This window comes from Saccharothrix saharensis (genome assembly GCF_006716745.1).
GTDB lineage: Bacteria > Actinomycetota > Actinomycetes > Mycobacteriales > Pseudonocardiaceae > Actinosynnema > Actinosynnema saharense.
In genome coordinates this window covers 5,635,222-5,653,264 of record NZ_VFPP01000001.1, presented here as the reverse complement: position 1 = coordinate 5,653,264, position 18,043 = coordinate 5,635,222, and the positions used below count along the sequence as shown (strand labels likewise).

Sequence of the window (18,043 nt, the reverse complement as noted above, 5' to 3'; positions counted from 1 at the left end):
CACACCCCGACACCCGACCGCGTACGGTTACCAGCGGCTGCAACCGGCGCAAACAGCGCCGAAGACCACGAGGAGGACGTGTCGTGACCCGCATCGTCATCATGGGCGGTGGCCCCGCAGGTTACGAGGCGGCACTGGTCGCGGCCCAGCACGGGGCCGACGTGACCATCGTGGAACGCGAGGGCCTCGGCGGCGCCTGCGTGCTCTACGACTGCGTGCCGTCCAAGACGTTCATCGCCTCCGCCGGGGGCCGCAGCGCCTTCCGCAACGCCGGTGAGCTGGGCATTCGCACGAACAACGCCGAAGCCGCGGTCGAACTGCCGGTCGTGCACGGACGGGTGAAGGGCCTGGCGCTCGCCCAGTCCGCCGACGTCCGCGCCCGCCTCCAGCGCGAGGGCGTGCGGATCATCAACGGCATCGGCAAGTTCTGCGACAACGCCAAGGGCCTCGCCCAGCACGAGGTCGTCGCCCTCACCGAGGACGGCGGCAAGGAAGTCCTCCCCGCCGACGTGGTGCTGATCGCGACCGGTGCGACCCCGCGCGTGTTGCCCGGCGCCGAGCCCGACGGCAAGCGCATCCTGACCTGGCGGCAGATCTACGACCTCCCCGAGCTGCCCGAGCACCTGGCCGTCATCGGATCGGGTGTCACCGGTGTGGAGTTCGCCTCCGCCTACACCGAACTGGGCGTGAAGGTGACCATGGTCTCCAGCCGCGACCGGGTGCTCCCGCACGAGGACGCCGACGCGGCCGTGGTGCTGGAGGACGTGTTCGCCGAACGCGGCACCGCCGTGGTCAAGCACGCCCGCGCCGACCGGGTCGAGAACGTCGGCGACGGCGTCCTGATTCACCTGGAAGACGGTCGCACGATCGAGGCCAGCCACGCCCTGATGACGGTCGGCTCGGTCCCGAACACCGCCGACATCGGCCTGGACAAGATCGGCATCGAGCTGGGCCGCGGCGGCTACATCCCGGTCGACCGGGTGTCGCGCACCAACGTCGCCGGCGTCTACGCGGCGGGCGACTGCACGGGCCTGCTGCTCCTGGCCAGCGTCGCCGCCATGCAGGGCCGCATCGCCATGTGGCACGCGCTGGGCCAGGGCGTGAGCCCGATCCGGCTCAAGACGGTCGCCGCGAACGTGTTCACCAACCCGGAGATCGCCTCCGTCGGCATCAGCCAGCAGGCGATCGACTCCGGCGAGGTGCCCGCCCGCACGATCATGCTGCCGCTGGCCACCAACCCGCGGGCCAAGATGGAAGGCCTGCGCCGCGGCTTCGTCAAGCTCTTCTGCCGACCCGCCACCGGCGTGGTCATCGGCGGCGTGGTCGTCGCCCCGAACGCCAGCGAGCTGATCCTCTCGATCACCCTCGCCGTGCAGAACCAGCTCACGGTCGACGACCTGGCGACCACCTTCTCCGTCTACCCGTCGCTGACCGGCTCGATCACCGAAGCCGGCCGCCAGCTCATGCGCCACGACGACCTCGACTGACGAGCCGGAGAACCGGAACAGGGGGCGTCGCACGCGGGCGACGCCCCCGCAAGCACTACTCCACCCAGTCGAACGTCCTGGTCACGGCCTTCTTCCACTGCGCGTACGTGCGGTCCCGCGCCTCCTCGTCCATCTCCGGGTCCCACTGCTTGTCCTGCGCCCAGTTCTGCCGGATGTCGTCCTCCGACTCCCAGAACCCGACCGCCAGCCCCGCCGCGTACGCCGCGCCCAGCGCCGTCGTCTCGTTGACCACGGGCCGGATCACGGGCACGCCCAGGATGTCCGCCTGGAACTGCATCAGCAGCTCGTTCACGACCATGCCGCCGTCGACCTTCAACGCCGTCAGCGGCACGCCCGAGTCGGCGTTCATCGCGTCGATCACCTCACGGGTCTGGAACGCCGTCGCCTCCAGCACCGCGCGGGCCAGGTGGCCCTTGTTCACGAACCGGGTCAGCCCGACGATCGCGCCACGCGCGTCCGACCGCCAGTACGGCGCGAACAGCCCGGAGAACGCGGGCACGAAGTACGCGCCGCCGTTGTCCTCCACCGTCCGCGCGTGCTGCTCGATCTCGGCGGCCGACGAGATCATGCCGAGGTTGTCGCGCAGCCACTGCACCAACGACCCCGTCACCGCGATCGAGCCCTCCAGCGCGTACACCGGGTCCTGCGAGCCGATCTTGTAGCAGACGGTCGTGAGCAGGCCGTTCTCGCTCATCACCTTGTCCGTGCCGGTGTTGAGCAGCACGAAGTTGCCGGTGCCGTAGGTGTTCTTGGCCTCGCCCGGCGACAGGCACGCCTGCCCGAACGTCGCCGCCTGCTGGTCGCCGAGGATGCCCGCGATCGGCACGCCGGCCAGCGCGCCGCGTTCCCGCACCTTGCCGTACTCCTCCGACGACGACCGGATCTCCGGCAGCATCGACAGCGGCACGCCCATGTCCGCCGCGATGCCCTCGTCCCACTGCAAGGTGCCCAGGTCCATCAGCAACGTGCGGGACGCGTTCGTCGGGTCGGTGACGTGCACGCCACCGTTCACCCCGCCGGTCATGTTCCACAGCACCCAGGTGTCCATGTTGCCGAACAGCAGGTCACCGGCCTCGGCCCGGTCCCGCGCGCCTTCGACGTTGTCCAGGATCCAGCGGATCTTCGGCCCGGAGAAGTACGTCGCCAGCGGCAACCCGGTCTTGTCCCGGTACCGCTCCTGCCCACCGCCCAGCGCCGCCAGGTCCTGGCAGATGCGGTCGGTCCGGGTGTCCTGCCAGACGATGGCGTTGTAGACCGGCTGCCCGGTCGTCCGGTCCCACACGAGAGCGGTCTCGCGCTGGTTCGTGATCCCCACCGCGGCGATGTCGGCGGTGGTCAGGTCCGCCTTGGCCAACGCACCCGCCGCGACCTGCCGGGTGTTGGTCCAGATCTCGTTCGCGTCGTGCTCGACCCACCCGGCCCGGGGGAAGATCTGCTCGTGCTCCTTCTGGTCGACGGAGACCACGCGGCCCGAGTGGTCGAAGATCATGCACCGGGTCGACGTCGTGCCCTGGTCGATCGCGGCCACGTACTTCGTCATGCGCTGGAGTCCTTTCAGACCGGGAGAACGAGGTACAGGAGACCGGCGAGCAGGCCGCCGAGCAGCGGTCCGACCACCGGCACCCAGGCGTAGCCCCACTCGGCGCTGCCCTTGTCGCGGATGGGCAGGATCGCGTAGGCGATGCGCGGCGCGAGGTCGCGGGCGGGGTTGATGGCGTAACCCGTGGGTCCACCGAGCGAGGCACCGATGCCGATGACGACGAACGCGACGCCCGCGTAGCCGAGCGCGGAGTTGCCCAGCTGGGGCACGCCGTCCGCCGCCTCCTTCGCGGCCGGGCTCAGCAGGACCCACGCGACCAGCACGAACGTGCCGATCACCTCGGTGACGACGTTCCAGCCGGCCTTGGGGATGGTCGGGCCGGTGCAGAAGATGCCGCGCGTGCCCGCCGGGTCGTCGTGGGCGTCGAACTGCGCCTTGTAGGTCAACCAGGCCAGCACCGCTCCCAGGAACGCACCGACCATCTGACCGGCGAAGTAGACGGGCACCTGGTCCCACGGGGTCTTGTCCGCGACCGCCAGGCCCAACGTCACCGCGGGGTTGAGGTGAGCGCCGCTCGGCGCGGCGATGCTGGCGCCCGCGAAGACCGCGAAACCCCAGCCGATGTTGATCAGGAGCCACCCGCCGGTGTTGCCCAGCGTGTCCTTCAGGACGACGTTGGCGACGACACCCGCACCCAGCAGGATCAGGATCGCGGTGCCCAGCGTTTCCCACACGAAGATCGAGCCACTGCTCACTCGCCGACCTCCTCGCCTTGACAGGGGGGAGCGCGATCCGGGTTCGGCGGCGCTGCCCACCCCACAATGGACGTTGACGCTAGTTCCGCGCTGATCGGTTGTCCACGGGTGGCGTACCAGCGGGTAACGTGGTCGAGTCAGACCTGGTCCGCGAGCATCAGGGAGGCGTCAGTGGTCATGCGCGAGCAGTACCCCGCCACCGCAGGCCGGCTGGGACCGCAGGAGCGCTCCCGGTCCTGGGAACGGCTCGGCGCCGAGACGTTCGACCTGGTGATCATCGGTGGTGGCGTCGTCGGCGTGGGCGCCGCGCTCGACGCCGCGACCCGGGGACTGCGGGTGGCGCTGGTCGAGGCGCGCGACCTGGCGTCGGGCACCTCCAGCCGGTCCTCGAAGCTGTTCCACGGCGGCCTGCGCTACCTGGAACAACTGGAGTTCGGCCTGGTCCGCGAGGCACTGCGGGAACGCGAACTCATGCTGACCCGCCTGGCACCGCACCTGGTCAAACCGGTGTCGTTCCTGTACCCCCTGACCCACCGGGGCTGGGAGCGCCCGTACACCGCCGCCGGCCTGCTCATGTACGACACGATGGGCGGCGCGCGTTCCGTGCCGGGCCAGAAGCACCTGACCAAGGCAGGCGCCCTCCGCCTCGTCCCCGCGCTCAAGCCCACCGCGCTCGTCGGCGGCATCCGGTACTACGACGCCCAGGCCGACGACGCCCGGCACACCATGATGGTCGGCCGGACCGCGGCCCACTACGGCGCGGTCGTCCGCACCTCCACGCAGGTCGTCGGCTTCCTCCGGGAGGCCGACCGCGTCTCCGGCGTCCGGGTCCGCGACGTCGAGGACGGCCGCGAGACCGCCGTCCGCGCCCACGCCGTGATCAACGCGACCGGCGTCTGGACCGACGAGCTGCAACGCCTGTCCGGCAGCCGGGGCCGCTTCCGCGTCCGCGCGTCCAAGGGCGTCCACATCGTCGTCCCCCGCGACCGGATCGTTTCCGAATCGGGCCTGATCCTGCGCACGGAGAAGTCGGTCCTGTTCGTCATCCCCTGGCGGAATCACTGGATCGTGGGAACCACCGACACGGACTGGAACCTCGACCTGGCCCACCCCGCCGCCACCCGGTCGGACATCGACTACATCCTCGACCACGTCAACGAAGTGCTCGCCACCCCGCTGACCCACGACGACATCGAAGGCGTCTACGCGGGCCTGCGCCCCCTGCTGGCCGGCGAGAGCGAATCCACCTCGAAGCTCTCCCGCGAGCACGCCGTCGCCCGCGTCGCACCGGGCCTGGTCGCCATCGCCGGCGGCAAGTACACCACCTACCGCGTCATGGGCGCGGACGCCGTGGACGCCGCCGCCGTCGACCTGCCGGGCCGGATCCAGCCGTCCATCACCGACAAGGTCCCCCTGGTCGGGGCCGACGGCTACCACGCCCTGGTCAACCAGGCCGACCAGCTGGCCACCCGCTACGGCCTGCACCCGTACCGCGTCCGCCACCTGCTGGACCGCTACGGCTCGCTCGTCCACGAGGTCCTGGGGACGGCGAACGCGGAACTGCTGAAGCCGGTGCCGGGCGCGCCGGACTACCTCCAGGTCGAAGTGGTCTACGCGGCTTCGCACGAAGGCGCGCTCCACCTCGAGGACGTCCTGACCCGCCGCACCAGGATCTCGATCGAGTACCCGCACCGGGGCGTGGAGTGCGCCCTGCCGGTCGCCCGCCTGATGGCCGGCGTCCACGGCTGGGACGACGCCATGATCAGCCACGAGGTCGAGGTCTACACGGCCCGCGTCGACGCCGAACGGGCCTCCCAGGCTGAGCCGGACGACCAGGCCGCCGACGCCGTCCGCTCCTCGGCGCCGGAGGCCCGCCCGGAGATCGTCGAACCGGTCAGCTGACCCCGGCCCTCACGCCAGCGCGGCCAGCGCCGCGTGCACCATCACCCGCACGCCCACCAGCAACGCCCGCTCGTCCAGGTCGAACCCGGGCTGGTGCAGGTCCTTCTGCTTGCCCACGCCGTCCCAGACGCCCAACCGGGCGAACGACCCGGGCACGTGCTCCAGGTACCACCCGAAGTCCTCACCACCGGACGACTGCTCGGTACCGGCCAGCGCGTCCTCGCCCAACGCCGCCTCGACCCCGGCCCGCAGCAGCATGGTGCTCTCCCGGTCGTTCACCACGGGCGGCACCCCCCGCCGGTGGTGCAGGTCGAACCCGACACCGGTCGGCGCCAGCAACGCCCCGACCAGCTCCTTGATCAACGGCTCCAGCTCGGCCCAGATGTCCCGGTCACCGGTCCGCAGCGTCCCGCGCAGCACGCCGTCCTGCGGCACCGCGTTCGGCGCCTCACCGGCGTGCACGGCACCCCACACCAGCACCGTCCCCGACCTGGGGTCCACCCGCCGCGACAGCAACCCCGGCAACCCGGTGATCACGGTCCCCAGCGCGTGCACCAGGTCCGCGGTCAGGTGCGGTCGGGACGTGTGCCCGCCGGGCGAGGTCAGCCGCAGCTCCAGCATGTCGCTGGCCGACGTGATCGCACCGATCCGCGTGCCGATCCGCCCGACCTCCAGCCGCGGGTCGCAGTGCAGGCCGAAGATGCGCTCCACGCCGTCCAGGCCACCGGCCGCCAGCACGTCCAGCGCACCGCCGGGCATGACCTCCTCGGCGGGCTGGAACACCAGCCGCACCCGCCCGGGCAGCTCGGTCGCCGACGCCAGCGCCAGCGCCGCGCCCAGCAGCACGGTGGTGTGCGCGTCGTGCCCGCACGCGTGCGCCACGCCGTCCACAGTGGACGAGTACGGCGCGCCGGTGTTCTCCGGCAGCGGCAGCGCGTCGATGTCCGCCCGCAGCGCCACGCACCGCGGCCCCGAGCCGACGTCGCACACCAGGCCGGTCCCGCCGGGCAGGACGCGCGGCTTGAGCCCCGCCGAGCGCAGCACGTCGGCGATCAGCTCGGTCGTCGCGTACTCGTGCCGCGACAGCTCGGGGTGCGCGTGGATGTGCCGACGCCACGCCACGACCTCGGAGGCGTTGGCCGCCAGCCAGTCGTCCAGCCACGAGGGTCCGCGCCCCTCACCGGGATCATCCACAGGGGCAATGCTGACCCCACGGTCGGTCAACAGCACCTCGGCACCCTCCTCCGGCAGACGCGAGTCCAGGACCGTCATGCCACACCCGCCAGCAGTCGAGAACGCTGCGCACCGTCGGTGGCAGCGGAAATTGTGGTCCAGGCGAGGGCGAGCGCCCCGTCGAGCACAGCTCGGTCGGCCGAAGCCGAGGCACAGGCGGTCGCGAACTCGAGTTGGTGGTTCACCGCGTCTCCGCAGTCGATGGCGATGGTCGGGTGGATGGCCGGCAGCGCACGGGTGATGTTGCCCATGTCGGTGCTGCCGATCTTCTCCTTGAGCTCCTCCTCGGGGCTCAATGGATGCCGGCCCAGCTCGACCGCGGCCCGCCGGTAGGCGTCCGCGAGCCAGGGGTCCGGGCTGAGCTCGGCGTACACCGGCGAGACCTTCACGACCTCGTGGGTGCAGCCGGTGGCGACGGCGCCCGCCTCGAAGCAGCGGTTGATCCGCTCTTCGAGCCGGCGCAGCGACTCCAGGTCGTCGGCGCGCAGGTCGAACATGGCCGACGTGCGCGCGGGCACGATGTTGGGCACCGCGCCACCGCGCGTGACGATGCCGCTGACCATCTGGCCGGGTTCCAGGTGCTGGCGGGCGAGCCCGATGGCGACCTGCGCGACGGTGATGGCGTCGGCGGCGTTCACACCCAGGTGCGGCGCGGCGGCGGCGTGCGACGGCTTGCCGGTGTAGTGGACCTCGACGTCGGTGATGGCCAGCGAACGGGCCGCGACGGCCTCGTAGGGGGCCGGGTGCACCATCATCGAGAACGCCACGTCGTCGAATACCCCGCGTTCGAGCATCAGCACCTTACCGCCGCCGACCTCTTCGGCCGGCGTGCCGATCACCCGGACGGTGAGGCCGAGCTCGTCCGCCACGTCACGCAGCGCGAGGGCCGCCCCGGTGGACGCGGCGGCGATGACGTTGTGCCCGCACGCGTGGCCGATCTCGGGCAGCGCGTCGTACTCCGCGCACAGCCCCAGCACCAGCTCGCCGGAGCCGAACGAGGCCGTGAACGCCGTCTCCAGGTCCGCGACACCGCGCTCGACCTCAAAGCCCTCGGCGGCGAGCAGGTCGGCGACCTTCGCCGCGCTGCGGTGCTCGGCGAACGCCTGCTCCGGCTCCGCGTGGATGCTGCGGGAGAGGTCGACCAGCGCAGTCGAGTACCGCTCGACGGCCGAGCGCGTGCTCATCTTGAAGTCGGTACCCATTTGCGTCCATCCTGCATCACGGTCCGGCGGGCGCGTCGCACCCCTGGTTGATCAACCGGCAACCGGTCGCGGGGGTGCGCCAAGCGGTGCTCGATGTTCGGTCAGACCGATCACGCCGCGCACGGCCCGCGCCTCCGCGCAGGTCATGCTAGAAGGCGACCGCATGCCGCCCCGGTCTTCCCACCCAGTGGGAATCAGCCGGACTTGCGCCCGGCCTTCCACTTCGACCACCGCTTCTTGTTGCGCCAGTAAACGAGGGCGAACAGCAGCACCGCGATACCACCGATCCACAACTTCCTGCGGGTATCGGCGCTCGACGAGGGTGCGGGCTGCTCCTGCGGTGCGTTGATGTCCGGGCCGGGCGGCACCGTGCCCTCGGGCTGGATCGTGCCACCGGGCGCGAGCGTCTCGGTGGGCTGAACGGCCGCGAGGTGCGGCGATGTCGTCACGGCGGCCCCTGTGCCCGGCACGGTGAACACACCGGCCAGCACGAACAGGCACACCGCGAGCACAGATCGCCACATGGTCGCCAAGCCTAGCTATCGCCTTTCGTGGATACCACTGTCAGTGGTCATCCAACCCGGTATCCGTTCACGTGCCGTGAGCGAGCGTCACGTGTGCTGCCGGAACGCCGCCAGGATCCGCTCGGCGGCCAACGTGGCCGTCAGCCGACCGTCCCGCACCTGCCGCTCCACCTCGGGCACCACCGACCGCACCGCCGGCGCGGCCCGCAGGCCCGCCAGCACCTGGTCGTGCACCATCGCCCAGGTCCAGTCGACCTGCTGCCGACGCCGCCGCTCGGCCAGCTCACCGGCCGCCTCCAGCGCCTCCCGGTGCCGCACGACCTGCTGCCACACGGCGTCGAGGCCCGACCCGTCCAGCCCGCTGCACGTCAGCACGGGCGGGTGCCACACCGCGTCCGGCGGGCGCAGCAGCCGCAACGCGCCCGCCAGCTCCCGCGCCGCCTTGCGGGCGTCCAGCTCGTGCGGGCCGTCGGCCTTGTTGACCGCGATGACGTCGGCCAGCTCCAGCACGCCCTTCTTGATGCCCTGGAGCTGGTCGCCGGTGCGCGCCAGGGTCAGGAACAGCGAGCAGTCCGTCATGTTCGCCACCGCGACCTCGGACTGGCCCACGCCGACGGTCTCCACCAGCACCACGTCGTAGCCCGCGGCCTCGACCAGCACGATCGACTCGCGGGTGGCCTTGGCCACGCCGCCCAGCGTGCCGGACGTCGGCGACGGCCGGATGAACGCCGCCGGGTCGACCGCGAGCCGGGCCATCCGGGTCTTGTCGCCCAGGATCGAGCCGCCCGTGCGGGTGGACGACGGGTCGACCGCCAGCACCGCCACCCGGTGCCCGCGCTCGGTCAGCATCGAGCCGAACGCGTCGATGAACGTGGACTTGCCGACACCGGGCACGCCGGTGACGCCGACCCGGTGCGCGCCACCCGAGTGCGGCAGGAGCTCGACCAGCAGCTCCTGCGCCGACGCGCGGTGGTCCGGGCGCGTCGACTCGACCAGCGTGATGGCCCGCGCGAGCGTGCCGCGGTTGCCGGCGAGCACGCCCTTGGCGTACTCGCCGACGTCGACCGGCCTAGCCATCTCGTCCCGGCAGGTCGTCGTCCGCGGCACCGTCCGCGGCACCGTGGCCGAGCTGCTCGGACAGCTTGCGCAGCAGGTCGCCCGCCGCGTCCGCGATGACCGTGCCGGGCGGGAAGATCGCCGCCGCGCCGGCTTCGCGCAACGCGTCGAAGTCCTGCGGCGGGATCACGCCACCCACCACGATCATGATGTCGTCGCGCCCCATCCCGGCCAGCGCCGAGCGCAGCGCGGGCACGAGCGTGAGGTGGCCCGCCGCGAGCGACGACACCCCGACGATGTGCACGTCGGCCTCGACGGCCTGGCGCGCGACCTCGTCCGGGGTCTGGAACAGCGGGCCGACGTCCACGTCGAAGCCGAGGTCCGCGAACGCGGTCGCGATCACCTTCTGGCCGCGGTCGTGCCCGTCCTGGCCCATCTTGGCGACCAGGATGCGCGGCCGACGCCCTTCCTCCTCGGCGAACGCCTCCACGACCGCACGGGTCTGCTCGACGTTCGACACGGACCCCGCCTCCTCCCGGTACACGCCGGTGATCGTGCGGATCTGCGCCGAGTGCCTGCCCCACACCTTGCCCAGCGCCTCGGAGATCTCGCCGACGGTCGCCTTGGCCCGCGCCGCGTCGATGGCCAGCTCCAGCAGGTTGCCGTCGGTACCGGCCGCCCGCGTCAACGCCTCCAGCGTGCGCTCCACGGCCGCCGGGTCGCGTTCCTCCCGCAACCGGACCAGCTTCGCGAGCTGCTGCGCGCGCACCCCGGCGTTGTCGACCTTCAGCACGTCGATCTTCTCGTCGACCTCGACCTGGTACTTGTTCACGCCGATCACGGGCTGCCGACCGGAGTCGATCCGCGCCTGGGTCCGCGCCGCCGCCTCCTCGATGCGCATCTTCGGGATGCCCGCGTCGATCGCCCGCGCCATCCCGCCCGCGGCCTCGACCTCGGTGATGTGCGACCACGCGCGGTGCGCCAGGTCGTGCGTGAGGCGTTCGACGAACGCGCTGCCACCCCACGGGTCGATCACCCGCGTGGTGCCCGACTCCTGTTGCAGCAGCAGCTGGGTGTTGCGGGCGATGCGCGCGGAGAAGTCCGTGGGCAGCGCCAGCGCCTCGTCCAACGCGTTGGTGTGCAACGACTGCGTGTGCCCCTGGGTGGCGGCCATCGCCTCGACGCACGTGCGGGCGACGTTGTTGAACACGTCCTGCGCGGTGAGCGACCAGCCGGACGTCTGGCAGTGCGTGCGCAGCGACAACGACTTGGGGTTCCGCGCGCCGAAGTCCTTCACCAGCTTCGCCCAGAGCAGCCGCGCGGCCCGCATCTTGGCGACTTCCATGAAGAAGTTCATGCCGATCGCCCAGAAGAACGACAGCCGCGGCGCGAACGCGTCGACGTCCAGCCCCGCGTCCCGGCCCGCCCGCAGGTACTCCACGCCGTCCGCGAGCGTGTAGGCCAGCTCCAGGTCGGCCGTCGCGCCGGCTTCCTGCATGTGGTAGCCGGAGATGGAGATGGAGTTGAACTTCGGCATCCGCCGCGAGGTGTAGGCGAAGATGTCGGAGATGATCCGCATCGACGGCTGCGGCGGGTAGATGTAGGTGTTGCGGACCATGAACTCCTTGAGGATGTCGTTCTGGATGGTCCCGGCGAGCTGCTCGGGCGCCACCCCCTGTTCCTCGGCCGCCACCACGTACAGCGCCAGGACCGGCAGCACCGCGCCGTTCATGGTCATCGACACGCTCATCCGGTCCAACGGGATGCCGTCGAAGAGCCGGCGCATGTCGTAGATCGAGTCGATGGCCACGCCCGCCATGCCGACGTCACCCGCCACCCGCGGGTGGTCGGAGTCGTAGCCGCGGTGGGTGGCCAGGTCGAACGCGACCGAGAGGCCCTTCTGCCCGGCCGCGAGGTTGCGGCGGTAGAAGGCGTTGGACTCCTCGGCGGTGGAGAACCCGGCGTACTGCCGGATGGTCCACGGCTGGTTGACGTACATGGTCGGGTACGGGCCGCGCAGGAACGGCGCGATGCCCGGGTAGGTGCCCAGGAAGTCGAGGCCCTCGGTGTCGGCGGCCGTGTAGACGGGTTTGACGCCGATGCCCTCGGGCGTCTCCCACGTCAACGCGTCCACGCCCTTGCCGGTCGCCTCCTGCACCGCGGCCTGCCACCGCGCGGCGTCGCCGGCGGTGGTGGGCTCGCCCAGGTCGACGTCGGCGAAGTTGGGGATCATCGCTGGACTCCAAGCGCGTCGAACGTGTGCTCCAGCACCTCTAGCGCCGGGCAGCCGGTGAACACGTACTCGTCGATCTCCGCTTCGGACGCCTTGCCGGCCAGCAGCACCCGCTCCGCACCGGCCTCGCGCAGCGCCCGGGCGACCGGCACGGCCAGTTCGGCGTAGCCGCTCTCGCTGCCGCACAGGCACGCGATCCGCGCGCCGCTCTCGCGGAACTTCGCGACCACGTCGGCCGGGGTCGTGGTCGGACCGGCGTTCGGCGTCTCGATGCCGCCCGCCTGGAACAGGTTCGCCGCGAACGTGGCCCGCGCCGTGTGCGCGGCGACCGGGCCCAGCGTGGCCAGGAAGACCCTGGGCCGCTCGGGCGCGGCGTCGGCCGCGTCCCGCAACGCCTCGAAGTCCTGCGCGTACCGGATCCGCGGCAATCCGCCGCCGGGCTCCCGGGGCGCGGGCTCGCGCACCACCGGCGGCTCGCCCAGGTCCGGGAACTCGCTGACGCCGGTGATCGCGTCGGTCCGGTCGGCCAGGTTGCGCCGCCGCTGCTCCCAGGTCGCCGCGATCCGGTCGCCGACCAGGTCGAACGCCTTCGGCAGCCCGCCCGCGGCCTCGATCTCCCGGAACCACGCCCACGCCGCGTGCGCGAGGTCGTCGGTGAGCCGCTCCACGTACCAGGAGCCACCCGCCGGGTCGATCACGCCGGCCAGCTTCGACTCCTCCAGCAGCAACGACTGTGTGTTGCGGGCGATGCGCCGGGAGAAGTCGTCGGACGAGCCGATCGCGTGGTCGAACGGCAGCACGGTGACGGCGTCCGCGCCGCCCAGGCCCGCGCCGAAGCACGCCACGGTGGTGCGCAGCATGTTCACCCACGGGTCGCGGCGGGTCATCATCGCGGGCGACGTGACCGCGTGCTGGAGCTGCGGGCTCGGCGCGCCCGCGACTTCGGTGACCCGGGCCCAGAGTCGTCTGGCGGCGCGGAACTTGGCGATGGTGAGGAACTGGTCGGCGGTCGCCGCGTACCGGAACTCCAGCAGCCGCACGGCGTGCGCGACGTCCAGCCCGGCCCCGGTCAGGTGCCGCAGGTACGCCACCCCGGCCGCGAGGGACGCGCCGAGCTCCTGCGCGTCCGAGCCGCCGGCCTCGTGGAACGGCAGGCCGTCCACGACGACCAGCCGCAGCTCGGGGAACTCGCGGGTCTTGGCGATCAGGTCGGTCAACGCCCGCAGGTCGGCGGGCTGCCCCGTGCGCGCTTGGACGCCCAACGGGTCCGCGCCCACGTTGCCCCGGACCTGGCTCGGCAGCACCGGCCGCCGGTCCCACACCCGCAGCACCGCCCGGCCCGCTTCGAGGAAGTCCGCGCCCGCGTCCACGACGACCGGCGCGAGGTCCAGGTGGACGTCGGCCAGCACGTCGTCGTACGAGGCCGGGTCGAGTCCCTTGAGCCACAGCGACGTGACGCCGTTCTCCAGGTCGGCCACGACCGCCTCGCGGTCGGCGACCCGGTGCTGCTGGCGGACGTCCCACCCGTCGACCGCGCCCTGCGGCCGTCCGCCGCGGGTGAACGGGGCCAGGCCGGGGAAACCGGCGTCCGGCACCCGGTCAGCCGCGGTGTACAGCGGCTGGACGTCGATGCCGTCGTAGGTGGTGGTGATCAGCGACCCGAAGTCCGCGCCCGACTTGCGCAGCACGCCCTGGACCAGGTCCAGCCACTGCTCGCGGTCAGGGGTGGGGAACTCGGCGGCCAGCGCCAACTCGCCTGACGGCTCCATCATGCTCCGCAGTGTTACTCACCAGTAGTACGACGGCTATGTGAGGTTCACCGCCGTGAACGATGCAGACGCCAGTCTTCCACGCTGGTGAATGATGGCGCAGTGGAATCGGAGCGACTGATCGCCGGCCGCTACCGCCTGCGGCACGTCCTGGGGCGTGGCTCGATGGGCACCGTCTGGGCCGCGCACGACGAGGTGCTGCGGCGGGACGTCGCGGTGAAGGAAATCCTGCACCCGTCCGGCACGCCGGACGACGAGGCCGAGGTGCTCCGCGAGCGCACGCTGCGCGAGGCCCGGTCGGCGGCGGCGCTCGCGCACCCGAACCTGGTCACGCTGTACGACGTGGTGCAGGCCGACGGCGACCCGTACGTGGTGATGGAGCTCGTGCCGTCGGAGTCGCTGGCGGAAGTGGTGCGGCAGCGCGGCCCGCTGACCGACGTGCAGGGCGCGGTCGTGGCGGACGCGGTGGCGGCGGCGCTGGGGGCCGCGCACCGGGCCGGGATCACGCACCGGGACGTGAAGCCGGGCAACGTGCTGGTCGCGGACGACGGCCGGGTGAAGCTGACCGACTTCGGCATCGCGCGCAACGTCGCCGAGGCCACGCTGACCAGCCGCGGGATCACGCTGGGCACGCCCGCGTTCATCGCGCCGGAGGTGGCGGCGGGCGGTGCGGTGTCCCCCGCGGCGGACCAGTGGTCGTTGGGCGCGACGCTGTTCGCGGCGATGACCGGGCAGCAGCCGTACGAGGGCGCGAACGTGCTGCAGACGATCAACCAGGTGGTGCACGGCGACGTGCCGTCGGCGGCGGACTGCGGCGCGTTGGCCGACGTGGTCGCGGGGCTGATGGTGAAGGAGCCGGGCGAGCGGATCGCGTTGGCGGAGGTGCGGCGGCTGGTGCGGCCGCTGCTGCCCGAGCCGGGCACCGACGTGTTCCCGGCGACGTCGGTGACCCGCCCGGTGGTGGAGATCGTGCGGCCGGCGTTGGCCAAGCCGCCGATCTCGCCGGACACCCCGCTGGCCGCCGACCCCGGCCCGCTGCCGTTCATGGTCGCGCCGCGGGAGCCCGTGACGCGGGAGCTGACCCGGCGGCCGGGGTTGGCGGTGCTGGTGGCGTTGTCGGCGGCAGTGCTGTTCGCGATCGGCGGCGTGTCCGGCTTCGCGCTGACCAGGACGGTGGCCGGCGCGCCGCTGCTGCCGCCACCGACCCAGAGCGCCCCGTCGCCGCCCGCGATCACCGAGACGCCGTCGCTGCTGCCGACCACCGCGGCGGCCGCGGCGGCGAAGGGCGAGCAGGGCGCGGAGTTCACCATCGAGGTGGGACCGGACTGGACGAGCTTCCTGGAGCAGCGCGCCAACGACGGGCTCGGTCCCAGCACGGTGGTGCACCTGGTCGCGCCCAACGGGTGGTACGAGGTGACCGTGCAGCGGTTCCCGGACTACTACGAGCAGAACCGGATCAAGGACTACCTGCGACTGGTGCGGTCGCGGTGGGCGGAGGACCAGTACTTCGGCGAGGCCCTGGAACCGACCGACGCGCTGCCACCGGGCGGCCCGGAGCCGGCCGTCCAGTACAGCTACCGGACCGTGGAACGGGCCACCCCACTGGCCCGCGGCACCGTCCCCCCGGGTCCCGACCTGCGCCGCAGCCGCTACTCCCGGGTCCTGCCGCGCGGCAACGACCTGTGGGTGGTGGAGGTCGTCGTGCCGACGGAACAGGAGGAAACCGGCCGGAGCCGCCTGTTCGACACCATCGCGCCCACGTTCAGGGTGAGCGGTTAGCCAGGGCTTCGCGCACCTCGTGCCACAGGTCCCGGGCTGCTCTCATCCGAGCAGCACTGCGGGCAACGCCACCGGACGGCCATTAGGCTCGCGGCCGTGACCGGTATCAGTGAGCAGACCACGCCCGAGGCCCTGGCCACCGACGCGGCCAAGGCGTTGGCCGAGCGGACCGGGGTGGACAGGCACGACATCGCCGTCGTCCTCGGGTCCGGGTGGCGACCCGCCGCCGACCTCATCGGCGAGGCTTCCGCCGAGGTGCCCATGGGCGAGCTGCCCGGGTTCGAGGCGCCCACCGCCGTCGGGCACGGCGGCACGGTGCGGTCGGTGCGCGTCGGCGACAAGAACGTGCTGGTCATGCTCGGCCGGACGCACGGGTACGAGGGCAAGGGCGTGGCCAAGGTCGTGCACGGCGTCCGCACGGCGGCGGCGGCCGGCGTGCGCGCGGTCGTGCTGACCAACGCGGCGGGCGGGCTGCGGCAGGGCATGGCGGTCGGCCAGCCGGTGCTGATCAGCGACCACCTGAACCTGACCGCGTCGTCGCCGCTGGTCGGCGCGCGGTTCGTGGACCTCACCGACCTGTACTCGCCGCGGCTGCGCGACCTCGCGCGGGAGATCGACCCGTCGTTGGAGGAGGGCGTCTACGCGGGGTTGCCCGGACCGCACTTCGAGACGCCCGCCGAGATCCGGATGCTGCGCACGATGGGCGCGGACCTGGTCGGCATGTCGACCGTGCTGGAGGCCATCGCGGCCCGCGCGGAGGGCGTCGAGGTGTTCGGACTGTCCCTGGTGACCAACCTGGCCGCGGGCATCACCGGCGAGCCGCTCAACCACGAAGAGGTGCTGGAAGCGGGCCAGGCGGCGGCCAGCCGGATGGGCGCGCTGCTGCGCGACCTGGTGTCCCGGGCCGAGCTGGTGACGCGGGCATGACCCTCGCCCCGGCCCTGCGCGACGCCGCGTTCCGCTGGATCGCCGACGACCCCGACCCCGACACCCGGTTGGAGTTGCAGACCGTGGTGGCGCGGGCCATGGGCGGCGACACCGCCGCGGCCGACGAGCTGGCGGACCGGATGGCCGGGCCGCTGACCTTCGGCACGGCGGGGCTGCGCGGTCCCGTGCGGGCCGGGCCGAACGGCATGAACCGGGCCGTGGTCATCCGCACCACGGCCGGGCTCGCCGCGTGGCTCAAGGCGAACGGGCACGTCGGCACGGTGTTCGTCGGCCGGGACGCGCGGCACGGGTCGGAGGGCTTCGCGGCCGCCGCGGCCGGCGTGCTGGCGGCCGCCGGCTTCACCGTGCGGGTGCTGCCGGGCCCGCTGCCGACACCGGTGCTGGCGTTCCTGGTCAAGCGGCACGGCGCGGTGGCGGGCGTGCAGATCACCGCCTCGCACAACCCGCCCGCCGACAACGGCTACAAGCTGTACCTGGCGGGCGGCGGGCAGATCGTGCCGCCGGAGGACCGCGAGATCGAGGCGGCGATCCGGGGCGTGCCGGCGGCCGTGTCGGTGCCGTCGTCCGACGACCACCTGCCGGTGTCGGACGCCGAGGTGGACGAGTACCTGCGACGGGTCGCGTCACTGCCCCGCGGCACGGCCCGCGACCTGCGCGTGGCGCTGACGCCGATGCACGGCGTCGGCGGGGCGACGGCGGTCGAGGCGTTGCGCCGGGCCGGGTTCACCGACGTGCGGGTGGTGCGCGAGCAGGCCGTGCCGGACCCGGCGTTCCCGACCGTGGCGTTCCCGAACCCGGAGGAGCCGGGCGCGGCGGACCGGTTGCTGGCGCTGGCGGCGGCCGAGGACGCCGACCTGGCCATCGCGCTGGACCCCGACGCGGACCGGTGCGCGTTGGGCGTGCGGGAGCGGGACGGGTCGTGGCGGATGCTGCGCGGCGACGAGACCGGCGTGCTGCTGGGTTCGCTCGTGCTGTCCACCACGGACAGCCCCGACCCGTTGGTGGCGACCACGATCGTGTCGTCGTCGTTGCTGAGGTCGATCGCGGCGGCGCACGGCGCGCGTTACGCGGAGACGTTGACCGGGTTCAAGTGGCTGGTGCGGGCGGGCGAGGGGTTGGTGTTCGCCTACGAGGAGGCGCTGGGCAACTGCGTCGACCCGGCGGCCGTCAACGACAAGGACGGCATCTCGGCGGCCGTGGTGGCGTGCGACCTGGCGGCCGGGCTGAAGGCCTCGGGCCGCACGCTGCTGGACGCGCTGGACCAGCTCGCGCTCGACCACGGGCTGCACCTGACCGACCAGGTGTCGCTGCGGTTCACCGACCTGAGCCGGATCGGAGCGCTGATGGCGCGGTTGCGCGCCCAGCCGCCGGAGGGCTTCGCGTTCGAGGACCTGCTGCCCGGTGCCGACGTGGTGCGGCTCACCCGGGACGGCGTGCGGGTGGTCGTGCGGCCCTCCGGGACCGAGCCGAAGCTGAAGGCGTACCTGGAGGTCGTGGAACCGGTGCCGGACGACCTGCCGTCCGCCCGGGACCGGGCCGGGACCCGGTTGGCCGAGCTGCGCGCGCAGGTGTCCGAGCTGCTCAGCTGACGGTC

The 18,043-nt window shown here is 72.5% G+C and carries 13 protein-coding genes; 5 read left to right on the top strand and 8 right to left on the bottom strand.

All coding sequences use genetic code 11. The annotated features are described in order from the left end of the window. Positions 1-83: 83 nt before the first annotated feature. On the top strand, positions 84-1,487 hold the full coding sequence (locus tag FHX81_RS25375) for an NAD(P)H-quinone dehydrogenase (protein ID WP_141980507.1): 1,404 nt from the start codon (positions 84-86) through the stop codon (positions 1,485-1,487). A gap of 55 nt (positions 1,488-1,542) precedes the next feature. Here FHX81_RS25375 and glpK read toward each other — a convergent pair whose 3' ends face one another. Together glpK and FHX81_RS25365 are read right to left on the bottom strand one after the other, a co-directional pair. After that, the gene (glpK, locus tag FHX81_RS25370; protein WP_141980506.1) at positions 1,543-3,048 is read right to left on the bottom strand and encodes a glycerol kinase GlpK; all 1,506 of its coding nucleotides are present in this window, start codon (positions 3,046-3,048) and stop codon (positions 1,543-1,545) included. A 14-nt stretch (positions 3,049-3,062) separates the two neighbouring features. Continuing rightward, positions 3,063-3,803, bottom strand: coding sequence for an MIP/aquaporin family protein (locus tag FHX81_RS25365; protein WP_141980504.1), 741 nt, complete (start codon positions 3,801-3,803; stop codon positions 3,063-3,065). A 177-nt stretch (positions 3,804-3,980) separates the two neighbouring features. Here FHX81_RS25365 and FHX81_RS25360 point away from each other — a divergent pair, with 177 nt between their 5' ends. Then, complete coding sequence (locus FHX81_RS25360) at positions 3,981-5,705, top strand: glycerol-3-phosphate dehydrogenase/oxidase (RefSeq protein ID WP_141980502.1); 1,725 nt, start codon at positions 3,981-3,983, stop codon at positions 5,703-5,705. A gap of 9 nt (positions 5,706-5,714) precedes the next feature. Here the strand turns inward: FHX81_RS25360 and FHX81_RS25355 are convergent, their stop codons facing one another. The 6 genes from FHX81_RS25355 to FHX81_RS25330 form a co-directional block, all read right to left on the bottom strand. Next, positions 5,715-6,977: a M20 family metallopeptidase gene (locus FHX81_RS25355; RefSeq protein ID WP_141980501.1), complete on the bottom strand. Its 1,263-nt coding sequence runs from the start codon at positions 6,975-6,977 to the stop codon at positions 5,715-5,717. Next, a complete protein-coding gene (locus FHX81_RS25350) occupies positions 6,974-8,140 on the bottom strand; it encodes a M20 family metallopeptidase (RefSeq protein ID WP_141980499.1) in 1,167 nt (388 codons plus the stop codon). Before FHX81_RS25350 ends, FHX81_RS25355 begins: the two co-directional genes overlap by 4 nt. Positions 8,141-8,334: 194 nt before the next feature. Further along, positions 8,335-8,664 (bottom strand): superantigen-like protein SSL4, encoded by a 330-nt coding sequence (locus tag FHX81_RS25345; protein ID WP_141980498.1) that lies wholly within the window; start codon positions 8,662-8,664, stop codon positions 8,335-8,337. A gap of 87 nt (positions 8,665-8,751) precedes the next feature. Next, a complete protein-coding gene (meaB, locus tag FHX81_RS25340) occupies positions 8,752-9,741 on the bottom strand; it encodes a methylmalonyl Co-A mutase-associated GTPase MeaB (RefSeq protein ID WP_141980497.1) in 990 nt (329 codons plus the stop codon). Beyond that, positions 9,734-11,953 (bottom strand): methylmalonyl-CoA mutase, encoded by a 2,220-nt coding sequence (scpA, locus tag FHX81_RS25335; protein WP_141980495.1) that lies wholly within the window; start codon positions 11,951-11,953, stop codon positions 9,734-9,736. Before scpA ends, meaB begins: the two co-directional genes overlap by 8 nt. Next, on the bottom strand, positions 11,950-13,722 hold the full coding sequence (locus FHX81_RS25330; RefSeq protein ID WP_141984128.1) for a methylmalonyl-CoA mutase family protein: 1,773 nt from the start codon (positions 13,720-13,722) through the stop codon (positions 11,950-11,952). The genes scpA and FHX81_RS25330 overlap by 4 nt, the downstream gene beginning before the upstream one ends. A 102-nt stretch (positions 13,723-13,824) precedes the next feature. On the opposite strand from FHX81_RS25330, the gene FHX81_RS25325 reads away from it, so the two are divergent. The 3 genes from FHX81_RS25325 (at position 13,825) to FHX81_RS25315 (ending at position 18,038) form a co-directional block, all read left to right on the top strand. After that, positions 13,825-15,501 carry a serine/threonine-protein kinase gene (locus FHX81_RS25325; RefSeq protein ID WP_141980493.1) on the top strand — a complete coding sequence of 559 codons (1,677 nt, stop codon included), beginning with the start codon at positions 13,825-13,827 and terminating at the stop codon, positions 15,499-15,501. Between the two features lie 96 nt (positions 15,502-15,597). Next, a complete protein-coding gene (locus FHX81_RS25320) occupies positions 15,598-16,428 on the top strand; it encodes a purine-nucleoside phosphorylase (RefSeq protein ID WP_211363558.1) in 831 nt (276 codons plus the stop codon). Then, positions 16,425-18,038 carry a phospho-sugar mutase gene (locus tag FHX81_RS25315; RefSeq protein ID WP_141980491.1) on the top strand — a complete coding sequence of 538 codons (1,614 nt, stop codon included), beginning with the start codon at positions 16,425-16,427 and terminating at the stop codon, positions 18,036-18,038. The genes FHX81_RS25320 and FHX81_RS25315 overlap by 4 nt, the downstream gene beginning before the upstream one ends. Positions 18,039-18,043: the final 5 nt, after the last annotated feature.

What these genes read in the sequence shown, in the direction of transcription:
- glpK (WP_141980506.1), bottom strand. Translation starts at nt 3,048, where the DNA reads ATGACGAAGTACGTGGCCGCGATCGACCAGGGCACGACGTCGACCCGG.
- FHX81_RS25360 (WP_141980502.1), top strand. Translation starts at nt 3,981, where the DNA reads ATGCGCGAGCAGTACCCCGCCACCGCAGGCCGGCTGGGACCGCAGGAG.
- FHX81_RS25355 (WP_141980501.1), bottom strand. Translation starts at nt 6,977, where the DNA reads ATGACGGTCCTGGACTCGCGTCTGCCGGAGGAGGGTGCCGAGGTGCTG.
- FHX81_RS25350 (WP_141980499.1), bottom strand. Translation starts at nt 8,140, where the DNA reads ATGGGTACCGACTTCAAGATGAGCACGCGCTCGGCCGTCGAGCGGTAC.
- FHX81_RS25345 (WP_141980498.1), bottom strand. Translation starts at nt 8,664, where the DNA reads ATGTGGCGATCTGTGCTCGCGGTGTGCCTGTTCGTGCTGGCCGGTGTG.
- meaB (WP_141980497.1), bottom strand. Translation starts at nt 9,741, where the DNA reads ATGGCTAGGCCGGTCGACGTCGGCGAGTACGCCAAGGGCGTGCTCGCC.
- scpA (WP_141980495.1), bottom strand. Translation starts at nt 11,953, where the DNA reads ATGATCCCCAACTTCGCCGACGTCGACCTGGGCGAGCCCACCACCGCC.
- FHX81_RS25330 (WP_141984128.1), bottom strand. Translation starts at nt 13,722, where the DNA reads ATGGAGCCGTCAGGCGAGTTGGCGCTGGCCGCCGAGTTCCCCACCCCT.
- FHX81_RS25315 (WP_141980491.1), top strand. Translation starts at nt 16,425, where the DNA reads ATGACCCTCGCCCCGGCCCTGCGCGACGCCGCGTTCCGCTGGATCGCC.